Here is a 19,057-nt window from a genome sequence, read left to right on the forward strand (position 1 = left end):
ACCCGCCATGAGCGAATTCAAACGAATCCCCCCGGAACAGGCCCAGGCCCTGCGTGAACAAGGCGCCGTCGTGGTTGATGTCCGTGATCCCGCCACCTTTGCCGCACTGCATATCAGTGGCTCGAAGCATTTGGACAACCATTCCTTGCACGCTTTTATCCAGGGCGCCGACCTTGATGCACCGACTGTCGTCGTTTGCTATCACGGCAATTCCAGCCAGGGTGCCGCCGCGTACCTGATCAGTCAGGGCTTCTCCGACGTCTACAGCATGGACGGCGGTTTCGAGTTGTGGCGTACGACTTATCCTGCAGAAACCGCGCAAGGCACGCCCGAATAATTTTTTTTGTCCCGCGCAGGCCCCGGCTGCCGTGGGCCTGCGCGGGGCAGACGAACGGTCTGCCACAACTAATTACGTATCTCCCCTTTACCTCCCGAATTCCCAACTATCCTTAAGCCCAGGCCATCCAAAACAGGGGAGAGCCGGTACACCGGCGCACGGGTCATCGGGAGTGACTTTCAAGGTTGTCGACCGCGAAAGTGTTCTGGGGGGTAAACAAGTGGCCACAGCGGCTGCTTGCCAGCATCGACTGAGTGATCCGGCGTCGGCTCCACGTATCGAGCGAGGTGACGTCATGAGTATCTTTAGCCACTTCCAACAACGCTTCGAGTCCACACGCCAGGAAGAACTCTCGCTGCAAGAGTACCTGGAGCTGTGCAAGAAAGACCGGAGCGCCTACGTTTCCGCAGCCGAGCGTCTATTGATGGCCATCGGCGAACCGGAACTGCTCGACACATCGACCAATTCGAGGCTGTCGCGCATCTTCTCCAACAAGGTGATCCGTCGCTATCCGGCCTTTGAAGACTTCCACGGGATGGAAGAATGCATCGACCAGATCGTCTCGTATTTCCGCCATGCCGCCCAAGGTCTGGAAGAGAAGAAACAGATCCTCTACCTGCTCGGCCCCGTCGGTGGCGGTAAATCGTCCCTGGCCGAGAAGCTGAAACAGCTGATGGAAAAGGTGCCCTTCTACGCGATCAAGGGTTCGCCGGTATTCGAATCGCCCCTGGGTCTGTTCAACGCCACCGAAGATGGCGCGATCCTCGAGGAAGACTTCGGCATCCCACGGCGCTACCTGAACACCATCATGTCGCCCTGGGCGACCAAACGCCTGGCCGAATTTGGCGGCGACATCAGCCAGTTCCGCGTGGTCAAGTTGTACCCGTCGATCCTCAATCAGATCGCCGTGGCCAAGACCGAACCGGGCGACGAGAACAACCAGGACATCTCGGCGCTGGTCGGTAAGGTCGACATTCGCAAACTCGAGGAGTACCCACAGAACGACGCCGACGCCTACAGCTACTCCGGTGCGCTGTGCCGGGCCAACCAGGGCCTGATGGAATTCGTCGAAATGTTCAAGGCACCGATCAAGGTGCTGCACCCTTTGCTGACCGCCACCCAGGAAGGCAACTACAACAGTACCGAAGGCCTCGGCGCGATTCCGTTCACCGGGATCCTGCTTGCGCACTCCAACGAATCGGAGTGGCACACCTTCCGCAACAACAAGAACAACGAAGCCTTCATCGACCGGATCTACATCGTCAAAGTGCCGTACTGCCTGCGGGTCAGCGACGAGGTGAAAATCTACGACAAGTTGCTGTTCAACAGTTCGCTGGCGAAGGCCCACTGCGCACCCGACACCCTGAAGATGCTGGCGCAGTTCACCGTGCTGTCGCGCCTCAAGGAGCCGGAAAACTCCAACATCTATTCGAAGATGCGCGTCTACGACGGGGAAAACCTCAAGGACACCGATCCAAAGGCCAAGTCGATTCAGGAGTACCGCGACTCGGCGGGCGTCGACGAGGGTATGAACGGTCTTTCGACCCGCTTCGCGTTCAAGATCCTGTCCAAGGTGTTCAACTTCGATCCGCATGAAATCGCCGCCAACCCGGTGCACCTGCTGTATGTGCTGGAACAGCAGATCGAACAGGAACAGTTCCAGGCCGAGACCCGCGAACGCTACCTGCGCTACCTCAAGGAATACCTGGCGCCGCGTTATATCGAATTCATCGGCAAGGAGATCCAGACCGCGTACCTGGAGTCTTACAGCGAATACGGGCAAAACATCTTCGACCGCTACGTGCTATATGCGGACTTCTGGATTCAGGATCAGGAATACCGTGACCCGGAAACCGGCGAGATTCTCAACCGTGTCGCCCTGAACGAAGAACTGGAGAAAATCGAGAAACCGGCCGGCATCAGCAATCCGAAGGATTTCCGCAACGAAATCGTCAACTTCGTATTGCGCGCCCGAGCCAACAACAACGGCAAGAACCCGACCTGGCTCAGCTACGAAAAACTGCGGGTGGTCATCGAGAAGAAAATGTTCTCGAACACCGAAGACCTGCTGCCAGTCATCAGCTTCAATGCCAAGGCCAGCAAAGAGGATCAACAGAAACACAACGACTTCGTTACTCGAATGGTCGAACGCGGCTACACCGACAAACAGGTACGACTGCTGTCCGAGTGGTACCTGCGGGTCCGGAAGTCGCAGTGAAGCAGTTGCAAGCTTCTAGCTATCAGCTGCAAGAACAAAGCGCGTAACCCACAGATGCCCGGGAACCTGCTTTTACTTGCAGCTTGAAGCTCACAACTTGAAGCTGCCCGGAGGGCTTCCTATGAGTTATGTGATCGACCGACGTCTCAATGGCAAGAACAAGAGCACGGTGAATCGCCAGCGCTTCCTGCGGCGTTACCGTGATCACATCAAGAAGGCTGTCGAAGAGGCGGTCAGCCGGCGTTCCATCACCGATATGGAACACGGCGAACAGATCAGCATTCCCGGTCGCGACATCGACGAACCGGTGCTTCACCACGGTCGCGGCGGCAAGCAGACCGTGGTTCATCCCGGCAACAAGGAATTCACTGCCGGCGAACATATCGCCCGTCCACCGGGGGGTGGCGGCGGACGCGGTCCGGGCAAGGCCGGCAATTCCGGCGAGGGCATGGACGAGTTCGTCTTTCAGATCACCCAGGAAGAATTCCTCGAATTCATGTTCGAAGACCTCGAACTGCCGAATCTGGTGAAACGCAACCTCAGTGGTACCGACACGTTCAAGACTGTGCGCGCCGGGATCAGCAACGAGGGTAACCCGTCGCGGATCAACATCATCCGCACCCTGCGCTCGGCTCACGCCAGGCGCATTGCGCTGTCCGGCAGCAGCCGTGCCAAACTGCGCGAGGCCAAAGAGGAACTGGCGCGATTAAAGCGCGAAGAGCCGGATAACTTCGGCGATATTCAGGAACTCGAAGCGGAAATCGAAAAACTCAGCGCGCGCATTCATCGCGTGCCGTTTCTCGACACCTTCGACCTCAAGTACAACCTGCTGATCAAGCAACCCAACCCCAGCTCGAAAGCGGTGATGTTCTGCCTGATGGACGTTTCCGGCTCGATGACCCAGGCGACCAAAGACATCGCCAAACGCTTTTTCATCCTGCTGTACCTGTTCCTCAAGCGGAATTACGACAAGATCGACGTCGTGTTCATCCGCCACCACACCAGCGCCCGGGAAGTGGACGAGGAAGAGTTCTTCTATTCACGGGAAACCGGCGGCACCATCGTCTCCAGCGCGCTGAAGCTGATGCAGGAGATCATGGCCGAGCGTTACCCGAGCAACGAATGGAACATCTATGCCGCGCAGGCTTCCGACGGCGACAACTGGAACGATGACTCGCCGATCTGCCGCGACATCCTGATCAACCAGATCATGCCGTTTGTGCAGTACTACACTTATGTGGAGATCACCCCGCGCGAGCACCAGGCCCTCTGGTACGAATACGAACGCATTGCCGAAGCCTTTTCCGACACGTTTGCCCAGCAGCAGCTGGTCTCGGCCGGGGATATCTATCCCGTCTTCCGTGAACTCTTCCAGCGCAGGTTAGTGACATGACCGCCAAAGAGCAGAAACGCCAACCCATCTCCACCGGCTCCGAATGGACGTTCGAGCTGATCCAGGCCTACGACCGCGAAATCGCCCGGATTGCGGCCGGCTACGCGCTGGATACCTATCCCAACCAGATCGAAGTGATCACCGCCGAGCAGATGATGGATGCCTATGCCTCGGTCGGCATGCCACTGGGCTATCACCACTGGTCCTACGGCAAACACTTCCTCAGCACCGAGAAATCCTACAGCCGCGGCCAGATGGGGCTGGCCTACGAAATCGTGATCAACTCGGACCCGTGCATCGCCTACCTGATGGAGGAAAACACCATCTGCATGCAGGCGCTGGTGGTCGCTCACGCGTGCTACGGGCACAACAGTTTCTTCAAGGGCAACTACCTGTTCCGCACCTGGACTGACGCCAGCTCGATCATCGATTACCTGGTGTTCGCCAAGCAGTACATCATGCAATGCGAAGAGCGCCACGGTATCGACGCGGTGGAGGACCTGCTCGACTCCTGCCATGCGCTGATGAACTACGGGGTCGACCGCTACAAGCGTCCGTATCCGATTTCCGCCGAGGAAGAACGCCGGCGGCAGAAGGATCGCGAAGAACACATGCAGAAGCAGATCAACGATCTGTGGCGAACCATTCCCAAAGGCGCGGACAAATACAGCGACAAGGACAACGCCCGTTTCCCGGCCGAGCCACAGGAAAACATCCTGTACTTCATCGAGAAACACGCGCCGCTGTTGGAGCCGTGGCAACGGGAGATCGTGCGGATCGTGCGCAAGATCGCCCAGTATTTTTATCCACAGCGCCAGACTCAGGTAATGAACGAAGGCTGGGCGACGTTCTGGCACTACACACTGATGAACGACCTGTACGACGAGGGCCTGGTGACCGACGGGTTCATGATGGAATTTCTTACCTCGCACACCAGCGTGGTATTCCAGCCCGGCTTCGACAGTCCTTACTACAACGGGATCAACCCCTACGCACTGGGTTTCGCGATGTATCGCGACATCCGCCGCATGTGCGAAAACCCCACCGAGGAAGACCGGCGCTGGTTCCCGGACATCGCCGGCTCCGACTGGCTGTCGAGCATCAAGTTCGCCATGAGCAGCTTCAAGGATGAGAGTTTCATCCTGCAATACCTGTCACCGAAGGTGATCCGCGATCTGAAGCTGTTCAGCATCCTTGATGACGATCAGAAGGACGATTTGCTGGTACCGGCGATCCATGACGAAACCGGCTACCGGATCATCCGCGAAACCCTGGCTGCGCAGTACAACCTCGGCAACCGCGAGCCCAACGTGCAGATCTACAGCATCGACCGGCGCGGCGACCGCTCGCTGACCCTGCGTCATCAGCAACATGACCGCAAACCCTTGGGCGACTCCACCGACGAGGTACTGAAACATCTGCACAGGTTATGGGGCTTCGACATTCATCTGGAAACCCTGCAGGGTGACCAGATCATGAAAACCCACCATGTACCACCGCGAAGTGAACACAGCGAAGGCGATTACGGTCGGCTCGACCTGGCCGTGATTCATCTTTAGATGCGGCTCTGACCTCCGAAAGTCCGGCGCAAGGGTTATCCTGTCGGGCTAACGGAGGTTTTTTATGCAGATTTTCAAGGTTGGCGGTGCGGTGCGCGATCGCTTGCTCGGCTTACCGGTAACCGATATTGATTGGGTGGTGGTCGGCGCCACGGCAGACGAGATGCTCGCCAAGGGTTATCGCCCGGTTGGAGCGGATTTTCCGGTATTCCTTCACCCCAAGACCGGCGAGGAATACGCCCTCGCCCGCACCGAACGCAAAAGCGGTCGCGGTTATGGCGGCTTCACCTTTCACGCCAGCCCCGAAGTCACCCTCGAAGAAGACCTGATCCGCCGTGATCTGACGATCAACGCGATCGCCGAGGACGACCTGCAAAACCTGACCGATCCGTATCATGGCCAGCGCGATCTCGAAGCGCGCATCCTGCGCCACGTTTCCCCCGCATTCGCCGAAGATCCGCTCCGTGTGCTGCGCGTTGCGCGCTTTGCTGCCCGATATGCCAGTCTTGGCTTCACTGTCGCACCAGAAACACTGGAACTGATGCGCCAGCTCAGTGAGTCCGGTGAACTGCAGGCGCTGACCGCCGAACGCAGCTGGAAAGAAATCTCCCGCGCACTGATGGAAGATCAGCCGCAGGTATTCATCCAGGTGCTGCGCGACTGTGGCGCCTTGAAAGTATTGATGCCGGAAGTCGACGCGCTTTTTGGCGTACCGCAACCGGAAGCGCATCACCCGGAAATCGACACCGGCCTGCACACTCTCAGCGTTCTGGAGCAATCAGCGCTGCACGAACAACCGCTAACGGTACGCTGGGCTTGTCTGCTGCATGACCTCGGCAAAGGCCTGACGCCGGAAGAAGAGTGGCCACGACATATCGCCCATGAACACACCGGGTTGAAGCTGATCAAAGCGGTCAACGAACGCTTCAAGGCACCGAAGGACTGCCAGGAACTGGCGTTGCTAGTCGGCGAGTACCACACCCATGGCCACCGCGCCCTGGAGCTGAAGGCGTCGACCTTGCTGGAGCTGCTGCAGAGCTTTGACGTGTATCGCCGCCCGCAGCGTTTTGAGGAATTCATCGTCGCCTGCGAGATGGATGCCCGTGGACGCAAGGGCCTGGAGCAACGCAGTTACCCACAGGCGGATTATCTGCGCGGCGCTGCCAAGGCTGCACGGGAAGTCGCGGTGCAGCCGTTGCTGGAGAAGGGATTCAAAGGCCCGGAACTGGGCGAAGCGCTGAAGCGAGAACGACTGAAGGCGCTAAAAGCCTACAAAGACGAGGCGTCAGCCTGAAAAGCTTCGCGAGCAAGCCCGCTCCCACAAGGGCAAGGCATTGCAAATGTGGGAGCGGGCTTGCTCGCGAAAGCGGCAGTTAATTCAACGCAAATCCGAAGACGTCAGCTGCTGCCCACGCCACTCAAAGGCCACCGGCGCCAACACCTGATCAATCTGCGCCTCGGCCCACAACGTCGCGAAGCTTTTTCCCACACCCGGATGTACCCGATCCGGCGCAATCAGCGACAGCGGCCACAGCACAAAGGCGTTTTTCAGGATTTCGGCACGCGGCAGAATCAAGCCGTCGAAGTTACCGGTCAGATCGCCGTATAACAGCACGTCGATATCCAGCGGCAGCCCCTTGCGATCCGGTGCATAGCGACCGTTATCGGCTTCGATGAATTTCAGGCGCCGATCCAGCTCCATCAACGGCAGATCGGTCAGCGCCGAAACCACGAAGTTGTAGAACGGCCCGCTCTTGATCCCCACCGGCTGACTCTCGAACACCGCCGAACAGCGGATATCCACCAGAAACGTCGCCAATGCGTCGAGTCCGGCGCGCAAATGGGTTTCGCGCTCGATATTGCTACCGAGCCCGAGGTACACCTGAGTCAGCGACATCCGCGCTCGATCTCCACACCCACACCACCCTTGGCGGCCGGCACGGCGCCAGGCTTGGTCAGCTTCAGACGAACCCAGGTGATCTTGAATTCAGCCATCAGCACTTCGACCAGACGCTCGGCAAAGGTCTCGACCAGTTGATACTGGGATTGCTCGGCAAAGGCCTGGATGCGCGTGGAAACGCTGGCGTAATCGAGCGCCAGGGTCAGGTCGTCACCGGCCGCCGCCGGGCGATTGTCCCAGGCGAAGCTCAGATCAAGACGCAAGCACTGTCGGATGCCGCGCTCCCAGTCGTAGGCACCGATCACGGTGTCAACTTCCAGGCCCTCGATAAACACTCTGTCCAAGCACTTTTCTCCGCTGCACGACAAGGGCGCAATGCGCCGTTAGAATCAGGGCGTCCTCGCCCGGAATAGTTAGCATGTTTTGGTTAGTGGCGATCCTCGCCTACCTGCTCGGCTCTCTGTCCTTCGCCATTTTGCTCAGCCGCCTGACCGGAAATCCGGATCCGCGAATGAGTGGCTCGGGTAATGCCGGCGCCACCAACATGCTGCGCCTGGCCGGTCGCAAACTGGCGATCCTGACCCTGCTGGGTGATCTGTGCAAAGGCCTGGTACCGGTGCTGATCGCAGCGGCCATAGGCCTTTCGCTGCAGGATCAGGCCTGGATCGGCGTGTGCGCCGTGATCGGTCACCTGTTCCCGCTGTATTTCCGTTTTCGCGGCGGCAAAGGCGTCGCCACGGCTGCCGGCATGTTGCTGGGCCTGTATCCGCCCGCCGCACTGCTGGCGGTGTGTGCCTGGCTGCTGACGTTCTACCTGACCCGCACCAGCTCGCTGGCGGCGCTGATTGCCACGCCCCTGACCCTGCCCTTGCTTGCGTGGCAAGAACCGGAGGCGCTACTGCCGATGAGCGCGTTGACACTGCTGATCGTCTGGCGCCACCGCGGCAATCTACGCGACCTGTTTGCCGGGCGCGAACGGCATTTTTAAATACCGCTCAGCCACACCGCCCATCACAGCGCCGACAACTGCTCCATCGGCCAGCGCGCCTGCACGCTGATCGCCAGACTTTCCTGCTGACCAGCCTGCAAACGCTGACAACCGGCGAACGCGATCATCGCGCCATTGTCGGTGCAGAACTCGGGACGGGCGTAGAACACCTCGCCCTGCATGTCGCCGAGCATCTTTTCCAGCGATGCGCGCAACGCCTTGTTGGCGCTGACGCCGCCGGCGATCACCAGACGCTTCATGCCCGCATGTTTCAGCGCGCGCTTGCACTTGATGGTCAAAGTCTCCACCACGGCCTGCTGGAACGCCAGCGCGATGTCGCAACGGGCTTGCTCGCTGTCGTCCCCGGCGCTGACGCATTGCTGCCAGGTGTTGAGGGCAAAGGTTTTCAGACCGCTGAAGCTGAAATCCAGACCCGGGCGATCACACATCGGACGCGGGAAGGTGAAACGCCCTGCGGCGCCCTTCTCGGCCAGCTTGGCGATTTCCGGCCCGCCCGGATAATTGAGGCCCATCATTTTCGCAGTCTTGTCGAACGCTTCGCCGGCAGCATCGTCGAGTGTCTCGCCGAGCAGGCTGTATTGGCCAATGCCATCGACCTGAACCAGCTGCGTATGACCACCGGAAACCAACAAAGCGACGAACGGGAATTCCGGCGGTTTTGGCTCCAGCATTGGCGCCAGCAAGTGGCCTTCCATGTGGTGCACTCCGAGTGCCGGAATACCCCAGGCAAACGCCAGCGCCTGCGCGCATGAGGCACCGACCAGCAGCGCTCCGACCAGGCCGGGCCCCGCGGTGTAAGCGATCGCGTCGATCTCGGTCGGCACGCAGTCAGCCTCGGCCAACACCTGACGAATCAAGGGCAGCATGCGTTTGACGTGGTCACGCGAGGCCAGCTCCGGCACCACACCGCCATAAACGCGGTGCAGGTCGATCTGACTGAACAGCGCGTCGGCCAGCAGGCCGCGTTCGCTGTCGTATAATGCGACGCCGGTTTCGTCGCAGGAAGTTTCTAATCCCAGTACTAGCATGGGTTTGCGCCTTGTTTAGGCTGAATTCGAAGGCGCGCATAATAGTCGCCATGCGATGCCCCGACTAGCGGTTTTCGATCAGAGGCTTTGCATTCCGAGCGATGAGGGGTTAACATCCGCAACCCTTAAAAACCGACGTCTTCAAGTGCTCTTTTGCCGCGAGGATGTTGACCCCGGTAATGAATGAAGGTAGCTCTGGATGCCAGCCGTCAAAGTTAAAGAGAACGAACCCTTCGACGTAGCTCTGCGTCGTTTCAAGCGCTCCTGCGAAAAAGCCGGTGTACTGGCTGAAGTTCGTAGCCGCGAATTTTACGAGAAGCCAACTTCTGAGCGTAAGCGCAAAGCAGCAGCCGCTGTTAAGCGTCACGCCAAGAAAGTTCAGCGCGAACAGCGCCGCGCCGTTCGTCTGTACTAATACACAGACGATCGTAGCAAGCTTCTTGCCTAAGCCCGGCCCTCAGCCGGGCTAATGGCATTTGCGTAAAACGCTTGATGCTTCACCGTCGAAGCCGCACATGCGATCGAGACAAAACTGCTTCACCGCGTCAGGCCTGGCTCTTTTGCCAGCGGTGCACGTCTTTTCTGACGAGCCTTTCAAGGCTACTGACGAGCACACCCACTGATTCCTCTCACGACGATCAGCCCAAGGCACCTGCATGCGTGCCCGTTTTATTGAGCTATCCGAGGCCATTTATCGGCCGTCAGCGGATTCAGCGCAACACTTTCAAATAGTCGAAGACTGATAGGCACTAACGTCAGTGGATTTTCGGCAGATACACTTCCCGACAGCGATCACGCAAACGACACCGGTCGAGCCGCCCATTTTGTGCGCCTCACTCAAGACCTGCGTCCGGCCGCCCTTCGCATCGGACTCATTACAAGCACAGACGAGAACGCCATGGCCGGGCTGATTCCCCAGAGCTTTATTGACGACCTCCTGAACCGCACCGACATCGTCGACGTGGTCAGCTCGCGTGTGCAACTGAAAAAGGCCGGCAAGAACTACACCGCCTGCTGCCCGTTTCATAAAGAGAAAACCCCGTCGTTCAGCGTCAGCCCCGACAAGCAGTTCTATTACTGCTTCGGCTGCGGCGCCGGCGGCAACGCCCTCGGCTTTCTCATGGACCACGACAACCTGGATTTCCCCCAGGCCGTCGAGGACCTGGCCAAAGCCGCCGGCATGGAGATCCCCCGCGAGGAAAGCGGTCGCCCGCACAAACCGCGGCAACCGACCGATTCGCCACTGTATCCGCTGCTCACCGCCGCCGCCGATTTTTACCGGCAGGCGCTCAAGAGCCATCCCGCACGCAAAGCCGCCGTGGATTACCTCAAGGGCCGCGGCCTGACTGGCGAGATCGCCCGGGACTTCGGCCTGGGTTTCGCACCGCCGGGCTGGGACAATCTGTTCAAGCATTTGAGCAGCGACACGTTGCAGCAGAAAGCCATGATCGACGCCGGCCTGCTGATCGAGAACGCTGAAACCGGCAAACGCTATGACCGCTTTCGCGATCGCGTGATGTTCCCGATCCGTGATACCCGTGGCCGGATCATCGCTTTCGGTGGCCGGGTACTGGGTGACGACAAGCCGAAATACCTGAACTCGCCGGAAACCCCGGTGTTCCATAAAGGCCAGGAACTCTACGGCCTCTATGAAGCACGCAAGAACAACCGCAATCTCGATGAAATCATCGTCGTCGAGGGTTACATGGACGTCATCGCTCTTGCCCAGCAAGGCTTGCGCAATGCCGTCGCGACCCTGGGCACAGCGACCAGCGAAGAACACCTCAAGCGCCTGTTTCGCGTCGTGCCGAACGTTCTGTTCTGTTTCGACGGCGACCAGGCCGGACGCAACGCCGCATGGCGCGCACTGGAAGCAACACTGCCGTGCCTGCAGGATGGACGCCGCGCACGCTTCCTGTTTCTCCCGGAAGGCGAAGACCCGGACACCCTGGTTCGCGCCGAAGGCACTGACGCTTTCAAGGCACGCATCAATCAGCATGCGCAGCCGCTGGCAGACTATTTCTTCCAGCAACTGACCGAGGAAGCCGATCCGCGCTCGCTCGAAGGCAAGGCTCACATGGCCACCCTCGCCGCACCGTTGATCGACAAAGTGCCGGGCGCCAACCTGCGCATCCTGATGCGTCAGCGCCTGACCGAAATCACCGGTCTGAGCAGCGAAACCGTCAGTCAGCTGGCCCAAAGCGCACCACAGGAAGCGCCGCCCGCCTACGATCCGGGCATCGATTACGACGCAATGCCGGACTACAGCGACTACCATCAGCCGCAGGCACAGGATATGTACGTGCCGCAGCAGGAGTGGACGCCAAAGAAACCCGGCGCCGGCGGCAAGAAATGGGACAAGAAACCCTGGGACAAGAACGGCAAGCGCGGCGGTGATCGCGATCAACAGCGCCCACGCACGCCGATTGGCGTCGAGTCGCCAACCCTGACCGCCCTGCGTACATTGCTGCACCACCCGCAACTGGCCAAGCGCGTTGAAGACGCCGGACACATTGCGGACGAAAATCAGACCAACGCACAGTTACTTGTGGCGCTGCTCGAGGCCGTACAGAAGAATCCCAAGCTAAACTCATTTCAGTTGATCGCGCGATGGCACGGCACTGAACAAGGTCGGTTGCTCAAGGCACTGGCGGAAAAGGAGTGGCTGATTGACGGAGAAAACCTTGAACAACAGTTTTTCGACACCATTACTAGCTTGTCAGCCCGCCAACGCGAGCGAAATCTGGAACAGTTGCTCAGGAAAGCGCGTCAAAGCGAACTGAGCGCCGAAGAGAAAAATCAACTGCGCGACCTTCTAAGTCGCAATGTTTCCGCATCAAACCCGACCTCAACTGGCGCGTGAGGTCATAGCTCAGGTATAATCCTCGGCTTGTTTTTTGCCCGCCAAGACCTTCAGTGGATAGGGTGTTATGTCCGGAAAAGCGCAACAGCAGTCTCGTATTATTGAGTTGATCAAACTGGGTCGTGAGCAGAAGTATCTGACTTACGCCGAGGTCAACGACCACCTGCCCGAGGATATTTCAGATCCGGAGCAGGTGGAAGACATCATCCGCATGATTAACGACATGGGGATCCCCGTACACGAGAGTGCTCCGGATGCGGACGCCCTTATGTTGGCCGACGCCGATACCGACGAGGCCGCTGCGGAAGAAGCAGCCGCCGCGTTGGCAGCGGTGGAGACCGATATCGGTCGCACCACTGACCCTGTGCGCATGTATATGCGTGAGATGGGTACGGTCGAGCTTCTGACTCGTGAAGGCGAAATCGAAATCGCCAAACGTATCGAAGAAGGCATCCGTGAAGTGATGAGCGCAATCGCGCACTTCCCTGGCACGGTTGACCACATTCTCTCCGAGTACACTCGCGTCACCACCGAAGGTGGTCGCCTGTCCGACGTTCTGAGCGGTTACATCGACCCGGACGACGGCATTGCGCCGCCGGCTGCCGAAGTGCCACCGCCGATCGACGCGAAAGCCGCGAAGGCTGACGACGATACCGACGACGATGACGCCGAAGCTTCGGATGACGAAGAAGAAGCCGAAAGCGGTCCGGATCCGGTCATCGCTGCCCAGCGTTTCGGCGCTGTGGCCGATCAGATGGAAATCACCCGCAAGGCCCTGAAAAAGCACGGTCGTCACAACAAGGCAGCGGTTGCCGAGTTGCTGGTCCTGGCCGAGCTGTTCATGCCGATCAAACTGGTGCCGAAGCAATTCGAAGCCCTGGTCGAGCGTGTTCGCAGTGCCCTGGATCGTCTGCGTCAGCAAGAGCGCGCGATCATGCAACTGTGCGTACGTGATGCACGTATGCCACGCGCCGATTTCCTGCGTCAGTTCCCGGGCAATGAAGTCGACGAAAGCTGGTCCGACGCCCTGGCCAAAGGCAAGAGCAAATACGCCGAAGCCATTGGTCGCGTACAGCCGGATATCATTCGTTGCCAGCAGAAGCTGACCGCGCTGGAAACCGAGACCGGCCTGACCATCGCTGAAATCAAGGACATCAACCGTCGCATGTCGATCGGTGAGGCCAAGGCCCGCCGCGCGAAGAAAGAGATGGTTGAAGCCAACTTGCGTCTGGTGATCTCGATCGCCAAGAAGTACACCAACCGCGGCCTGCAATTCCTCGATCTGATCCAGGAAGGTAACATCGGTCTGATGAAAGCGGTGGACAAGTTCGAATACCGTCGTGGTTACAAGTTCTCGACTTATGCCACCTGGTGGATCCGTCAGGCGATCACTCGCTCGATCGCCGACCAGGCCCGCACCATCCGTATTCCGGTGCACATGATCGAGACGATCAACAAGCTCAACCGCATTTCCCGCCAGATGCTGCAGGAAATGGGTCGCGAACCGACCCCGGAAGAGCTGGGCGAACGCATGGAAATGCCTGAGGACAAGATCCGCAAGGTATTGAAGATCGCTAAAGAGCCGATCTCCATGGAAACCCCGATCGGTGATGACGAAGACTCTCATCTGGGTGACTTCATCGAAGACTCGACCATGCAGTCGCCAATCGATGTTGCAACCGTTGAAAGCCTGAAAGAAGCGACCCGCGAAGTGCTGTCCGGCCTCACTGCCCGTGAAGCCAAGGTACTGCGCATGCGCTTCGGTATCGACATGAACACCGACCACACACTCGAAGAAGTGGGCAAACAGTTTGACGTAACGCGTGAGCGGATCCGTCAGATCGAAGCCAAGGCGCTGCGCAAGCTGCGCCACCCGACGCGAAGCGAGCATCTGCGCTCCTTCCTCGACGAGTGATACCAGACCCCCCGGCCCAGGCCGGGGGTTTTGTTTATGGGCAGATTAAATCCCTCTCACCGCCCCTCCCCTGCATACCCCGTCTACACTCGAAAACAATGAATCCCGTGCCATAACGAGACGGTTATGCCCAGACTGGCGCCCTTGCTTTTCTTGCTGTCACTGATGATCTGGACCGCAACGGCTGACGCGCTGACTCTGACCGATGAAGAACGTAGCTGGCTGGCGGCTCACCCGGACTTGCGCCTGGGTGTCGATGCTTCGTGGCCGCCTTTCGAGTTCCGCGATGATGAAAACCGCTATCAGGGCCTGGCCGCCGACTATATCGGCGTGATCCGCCAGCGACTGGCGATCAATCTCACCCCCGTCGAACCGTCGAGCTGGACCGAAGTACTGGAGCAGGTCAAACACGGCAAGATCGATCTGCTGCCGGGCATCATGTCCACCCCGGAGCGGCAAAACTATCTGTCATTCACTCGCCCCTACCTCGACTTCCCCATTGTCATCCTCGCCCACGTTGGCGGCGCCCAGCCACGCAAGATAGAGGATTTGTACGGTTTGAAAATTGCGGTCGTGGAAAACTACGCCCCCCATGAGCTGCTGCGTACACATCACCCGGATCTGAATCTAGTGGCCATGCCCAATGTCAGCTCGACCTTGCAGGCATTGGCCACCGGCCAGGTCGACGCGGTTGTCGGCGATCTCGCTTCCAGTGTCTGGAGCCTGCGTCAACTCAAGCTCGAAGGCTTGTACGTCAGCGGCGAAACACCGTACCGCTACCAGTTGGCGATGGCTGTACCGCGTGACAACAAAATGCTGGTGGAGATTCTGGACAAAGTCCTCGCCGACATGACCCCGGACGAGATCAGCAGCATTCAGGAACATTGGGTCGGCAACGTCCTCGACCATCGGACATTCTGGTCGGACCTGCTGATTTATGGTCTACCCGGTCTGTCGCTGCTGGTGATCATTCTGGCGGTGGTCATTCGCATCAATCGCCGCTTGAGTTCGGAAATTGCCCGACGTGTCGACCTCGAACAGGAATTGCGCAGCAGCGAATACCACTACCGCGGGCTGGTGGAAAGCCTGTCGGCCATCGCCTGGGAAGCGCGCATAAGCGACTTCACCTACAGCTATGTGTCGCCCCATGCCGAGGATCTGCTCGGTTATCCACAGGCGCACTGGCTGATTCCGGGCTTCTGGCGCAACATCATCCACCCCGCCGACCTGACCCGCGCCCAGGCCTTCTGTGATGACGCGGTACGTGAAGGACGCGATCACACCCTCGACTATCGGGTGATCACCGCAGACGGGCGCTGTCTGTGGGTGCGCGACATCGTCAGTCTGATTGAACATGGCCATGAGCCGGTGATGCGCGGCTTGATGATCGACATCAGCGAAACCAAACGGACCGAAGAAGCGCTGCGCCTGTCGGAACAGAAGTTCGCCTCGGTGTTCCAGCAATGCCCGGACATTCTGGTGATCGCGCGGCTGTCCGATGGCTGCCTGCTGGAAGTCAACGAGGCCTTTGAAGAACAGATAGGCCTGAAAGCGGAAGAAGTCGTCGGCCAGACCGCCACTGAACTCAACATCTGGGGCATTCCCGGGGTCGGCCCGGGACTGCTGCAGCGCTTGCAGGCCGGCAGCATCCGCAACCTGGAGATGCCTTTTCGCCGCAACAATGGTCATGTGTTCACCGGCCTGATTTCCGCCGAGCCGTTCGATCTCGACACCACTCCGGCGCTGGTGGTCGTAGTGCGCGACATCACCCAGCTCAAGGAAACCCAACAGCAACTGCAAACTTCCGAAGAGAAGTTCGCCAAGGCCTTCCACGCCTCGCCGGATGGATTACTGTTGTCGCGGCAAAGCGATGGCCTGTTACTGGAGGTCAACGAGGGCTTCAGCCGCATCACCGGCTTCAACAGCGCGATGTCGGTGGATCGCTCGGCGCTGGACCTGGGGATCTGGGTTAACCTCAACGAACGCAAGCAGATGCTCGACCTGCTGCACCGCGACGGCTTCGTACGCGACTTTACCTGCCATATCCGTCGCAGCGACGGGCAGATCCGTCTGTGCGAAGTGTCCAGCCGCCCCCTGCCAATCGGCGACGAAGACTGCATGCTGACCATCGCCCGGGACATCACCGAGCGCCATTTGATGCAGGAAAAGCTGCAGCAGGCCGCCACCGTATTCGAGAGCACTGCCGAAGGCGTACTGATCACTGACACCCAGCAGCACATCAGCGCGGTCAACCGCGCGTTCACCGAGATCACCGGTTATAGCGAAAGTGAAGCCCTCGGCCACACCCCGCGCCTGCTCGCCTCCGGCCTGCACGACAGCGCGTTCTACGCGGCGATGTGGCACCAGTTGACCGACGAGGGACACTGGCAGGGCGAGATTTCCAACCGGCGCAAGAACGGCGAACTGTACCCGAGCTGGCTGACCATCAGCGCCGTGCGCAACCGCGACAAGTTCATCACCCACTTCGTCGCGGTATTTGCTGACATCTCCAGCCTTAAACACGCGCAAGCCAAGCTCGACTATCAAGCGCACCATGACCCGCTCACCGGCCTGCCGAATCGCACGCTGTTCGAAAGCCGCCTGCTGACCGCGCTGAACAGTCAGCAGGAAAACGGTGGTCAGGGCGCCGTGCTGTTCCTTGATCTCGACCGTTTCAAACACATCAACGACAGCCTCGGCCACCCGGTCGGCGACCTGCTGCTCAAGGGCATTGCCGTGCGCCTGAAAGAACAACTGCGCGATATCGACACCGTCGCGCGGCTGGGGGGCGACGAGTTCATCATCCTGCTGCCGGGCCTGCAACAAGTCAGCGATGCCGACAACATCGCAATCAAACTGCTCAACTGCTTTAGCGCACCGTTTCAGGCTGGTGAGCACGAGTTTTTTATCAGCGCCAGCATCGGCACCAGCCTGTATCCACGGGACGGCTGTGATGTCGCCACCCTGGTGAAAAACGCCGACGCGGCGATGTACCGCTCCAAGGCCAAGGGCCGCAACCGCGTCGAAAGCTACACCCGTGACCTCACCGCCCAGGCCAGCGAGCGCGTGGCACTGGAGCACGAACTGCGCCGGGCGATCGAGCGCGAAGAGTTGTTCCTTTATTACCAGCCGAAAATCAGCCTCGACGACCATCGCCTGGTCGGTGCCGAAGCGCTGATCCGCTGGCGCCACCCGACCTTCGGCGAAGTGCCGCCGGAGCACTTCATCCCGTTGGCCGAAGAGAACGGCATGATCCTGCAGATCGGCGATTGGGTGCTCGAGACCGCCTGCCGGCAGATGTTCGAGTGGAATCAGATCTACGACAGCCTTGGCCCGCTGTCGGTCAACCTGGCCGGCGCGCAACTGCGGCAGCCGAATCTGCTCGGGCGCATCGAACAACTGCTCAGGGACAACCGTCTGCAGCCGGATTTACTGCAACTGGAAATTACCGAAAACTTCATCATGAGCCAGGCCGAAGAAGCACTGGCGGTGCTGCACCAGCTCAAACATCTGGGCGTTCAACTGGCGATCGACGACTTCGGCACCGGTTATTCTTCGCTCAGTTACCTGAAACGCCTGCCGCTGGACATCCTCAAGATTGACCAGTCATTTGTCCGCGGACTGCCCGATGACCCCCACGATGCGGCGATTGTCCGCGCGATCATCGCTCTGGGCCGGAGCATGCAATTCACCGTGATTGCCGAAGGCGTGGAAACCCAGGCCCAGCAACAATTCCTCGCCGCCGAAGGCTGCGAGCAGATTCAGGGCTACATCGTCAGCCTGCCACTGCCCCCGGATGAATTCGCCGCAACGTTTCTTCGTGTAACCGTATCGGATTATTCGGATAGCACAGCCGCCAAACCGTCGCTATAATCCGCGGCCTACTGAGGGCCTATAGCTCAGTTGGTTAGAGCAGAGGACTCATAATCCTTTGGTCCACGGTTCAAGTCCGTGTGGGCCCACCACATTTGAAAGCCGCGCTATATGCGCGGCTTTTTCTTGGGCGATCGGTTGAGGGGACAATCTTTGCGAGCGCAATGTTCGGAAGACCTCCCCGAAGGCTGTAGGAATGTTCCGAAGCGATGTTTTCTCCCCTCCCCGTGCCTTGTTGACTGTTTCTCCAGACAAGTAATCTCCGGACGCCACCGCCCGTCCAGGATTGTTTTTATGCTTGTGAATGCTGCGCCACTGATAAGGGAAGCAGCCGACCAACTAACCTGGATCGACCTTGCTCTACCAGATCTGAGAACATTGCCCAGAGAAATTCGGTCAGCCGCAATCGGAGAAGTCAAAAGGGCTGACGACGCAAAAGACGCTCTCAAAATCCTTCTGAATCACTTCGGGTTCGTCGACGATTCCGTGCTGGCCGTTACTATCCTCACGCCTATTGGAAACGTTGCAGTCATGCGAGACAAACTGGCCCATATCGTCGAGAAACGTCCAGACTCCCGAGAACGCTATGTTCGACATGCCATCGATACGCTCACGGGACCATTCGAAGTATGGAAAGTCCTCTACGATAACGGCGGTTTCCGATTGGCATTCATCAACGCCTATGAGGCAAAAAACGACATGCTCGTCGTGGTCGATGTGCGAAACGGGCACGTCCTCTGGAATTTCATGCACGCTCCGTCAAGAGCAATGAACAAGCACCGCCAAGGCGATCTTTTGTACAAGCGGTACATTCTTGAAGACAAAGAAAAGGGCAGCCCGTTGGCTGCCCTTGATATTTGAATCCTGATATTTGCATCCTCAGGAAATGGGATGAAGAGGTCTCACCTTACACCGATGTTGCAGCATCGCTGAGGTACCTACGTCCGCTAAAGCCCTGCAAG

The 19,057-nt window shown here is 58.9% G+C and carries 14 protein-coding genes and 1 tRNA gene; 12 read left to right on the forward strand and 3 right to left on the reverse strand.

The window, feature by feature from the left end:
- Nucleotides 1–7: 7 nt before the first annotated feature.
- The 5 genes from glpE to ACVHNU_RS22280 all read left to right on the forward strand — a co-directional run bounded on the left by glpE (nt 8) and on the right by ACVHNU_RS22280 (nt 6,801).
- Nucleotides 8–337: a thiosulfate sulfurtransferase GlpE gene (glpE, locus tag ACVHNU_RS22260; protein WP_003228847.1), complete on the forward strand. Its 330-nt coding sequence runs from the start codon at nt 8–10 to the stop codon at nt 335–337.
- A gap of 295 nt (nt 338–632) precedes the next feature.
- The gene (locus ACVHNU_RS22265; RefSeq protein ID WP_003228848.1) at nt 633–2,555 is read left to right on the forward strand and encodes a PrkA family serine protein kinase; all 1,923 of its coding nucleotides are present in this window, start codon (nt 633–635) and stop codon (nt 2,553–2,555) included.
- A gap of 121 nt (nt 2,556–2,676) precedes the next feature.
- The gene (locus tag ACVHNU_RS22270) at nt 2,677–3,948 is read left to right on the forward strand and encodes a YeaH/YhbH family protein (protein ID WP_003228849.1); all 1,272 of its coding nucleotides are present in this window, start codon (nt 2,677–2,679) and stop codon (nt 3,946–3,948) included.
- On the forward strand, nt 3,945–5,507 hold the full coding sequence (locus ACVHNU_RS22275) for a SpoVR family protein (RefSeq protein WP_003228850.1): 1,563 nt from the start codon (nt 3,945–3,947) through the stop codon (nt 5,505–5,507). The genes ACVHNU_RS22270 and ACVHNU_RS22275 overlap by 4 nt, the downstream gene beginning before the upstream one ends.
- A gap of 64 nt (nt 5,508–5,571) precedes the next feature.
- A complete protein-coding gene (locus ACVHNU_RS22280; RefSeq protein ID WP_473018315.1) occupies nt 5,572–6,801 on the forward strand; it encodes a multifunctional CCA addition/repair protein in 1,230 nt (409 codons plus the stop codon).
- A gap of 84 nt (nt 6,802–6,885) precedes the next feature.
- On the opposite strand, the gene folK is transcribed toward ACVHNU_RS22280, so the two are convergent.
- Together folK and folB are read right to left on the reverse strand one after the other, a co-directional pair.
- Entirely contained in the window at nt 6,886–7,404 is a 519-nt protein-coding gene (gene folK, locus ACVHNU_RS22285) for a 2-amino-4-hydroxy-6-hydroxymethyldihydropteridine diphosphokinase (RefSeq protein ID WP_103521082.1), read from the reverse strand.
- Entirely contained in the window at nt 7,395–7,751 is a 357-nt protein-coding gene (gene folB, locus ACVHNU_RS22290; protein WP_003228857.1) for a dihydroneopterin aldolase, read from the reverse strand. The genes folK and folB overlap by 10 nt, the downstream gene beginning before the upstream one ends.
- Nucleotides 7,752–7,825: 74 nt before the next feature.
- On the opposite strand from folB, the gene plsY reads away from it, so the two are divergent.
- Nucleotides 7,826–8,395: a glycerol-3-phosphate 1-O-acyltransferase PlsY gene (gene plsY, locus ACVHNU_RS22295; protein ID WP_103485902.1), complete on the forward strand. Its 570-nt coding sequence runs from the start codon at nt 7,826–7,828 to the stop codon at nt 8,393–8,395.
- Nucleotides 8,396–8,418: 23 nt separating this feature from the next.
- Here plsY and tsaD read toward each other — a convergent pair whose 3' ends face one another.
- A complete protein-coding gene (gene tsaD, locus ACVHNU_RS22300; protein ID WP_003228861.1) occupies nt 8,419–9,444 on the reverse strand; it encodes a tRNA (adenosine(37)-N6)-threonylcarbamoyltransferase complex transferase subunit TsaD in 1,026 nt (341 codons plus the stop codon).
- Nucleotides 9,445–9,643: 199 nt separating this feature from the next.
- On the opposite strand from tsaD, the gene rpsU reads away from it, so the two are divergent.
- From rpsU to ACVHNU_RS22330, 6 genes are all read left to right on the forward strand, one after another.
- Nucleotides 9,644–9,859 carry a 30S ribosomal protein S21 gene (rpsU, locus tag ACVHNU_RS22305; RefSeq protein WP_002551877.1) on the forward strand — a complete coding sequence of 72 codons (216 nt, stop codon included), beginning with the start codon at nt 9,644–9,646 and terminating at the stop codon, nt 9,857–9,859.
- 483 nt (nt 9,860–10,342) lie between these two features.
- Nucleotides 10,343–12,307, forward strand: coding sequence for a DNA primase (dnaG, locus tag ACVHNU_RS22310; RefSeq protein ID WP_003228863.1), 1,965 nt, complete (start codon nt 10,343–10,345; stop codon nt 12,305–12,307).
- 67 nt (nt 12,308–12,374) lie between these two features.
- Complete coding sequence (gene rpoD, locus ACVHNU_RS22315; protein ID WP_003228865.1) at nt 12,375–14,222, forward strand: RNA polymerase sigma factor RpoD; 1,848 nt, start codon at nt 12,375–12,377, stop codon at nt 14,220–14,222.
- Nucleotides 14,223–14,348: 126 nt separating this feature from the next.
- Nucleotides 14,349–18,095, forward strand: a complete 3,747-nt coding sequence (locus tag ACVHNU_RS22320) for a bifunctional diguanylate cyclase/phosphodiesterase (protein ID WP_473018316.1) — start codon at nt 14,349–14,351, stop codon at nt 18,093–18,095.
- Nucleotides 18,096–18,110: 15 nt separating this feature from the next.
- A tRNA-Ile gene (locus tag ACVHNU_RS22325) sits at nt 18,111–18,187 on the forward strand.
- A 202-nt stretch (nt 18,188–18,389) separates the two neighbouring features.
- Nucleotides 18,390–18,956 (forward strand): PBECR2 nuclease fold domain-containing protein, encoded by a 567-nt coding sequence (locus tag ACVHNU_RS22330; protein WP_262143343.1) that lies wholly within the window; start codon nt 18,390–18,392, stop codon nt 18,954–18,956.
- Nucleotides 18,957–19,057: the final 101 nt, after the last annotated feature.

The sequence above is a fragment of the Pseudomonas sp. Ors-4-3C genome, from assembly GCF_055755035.1.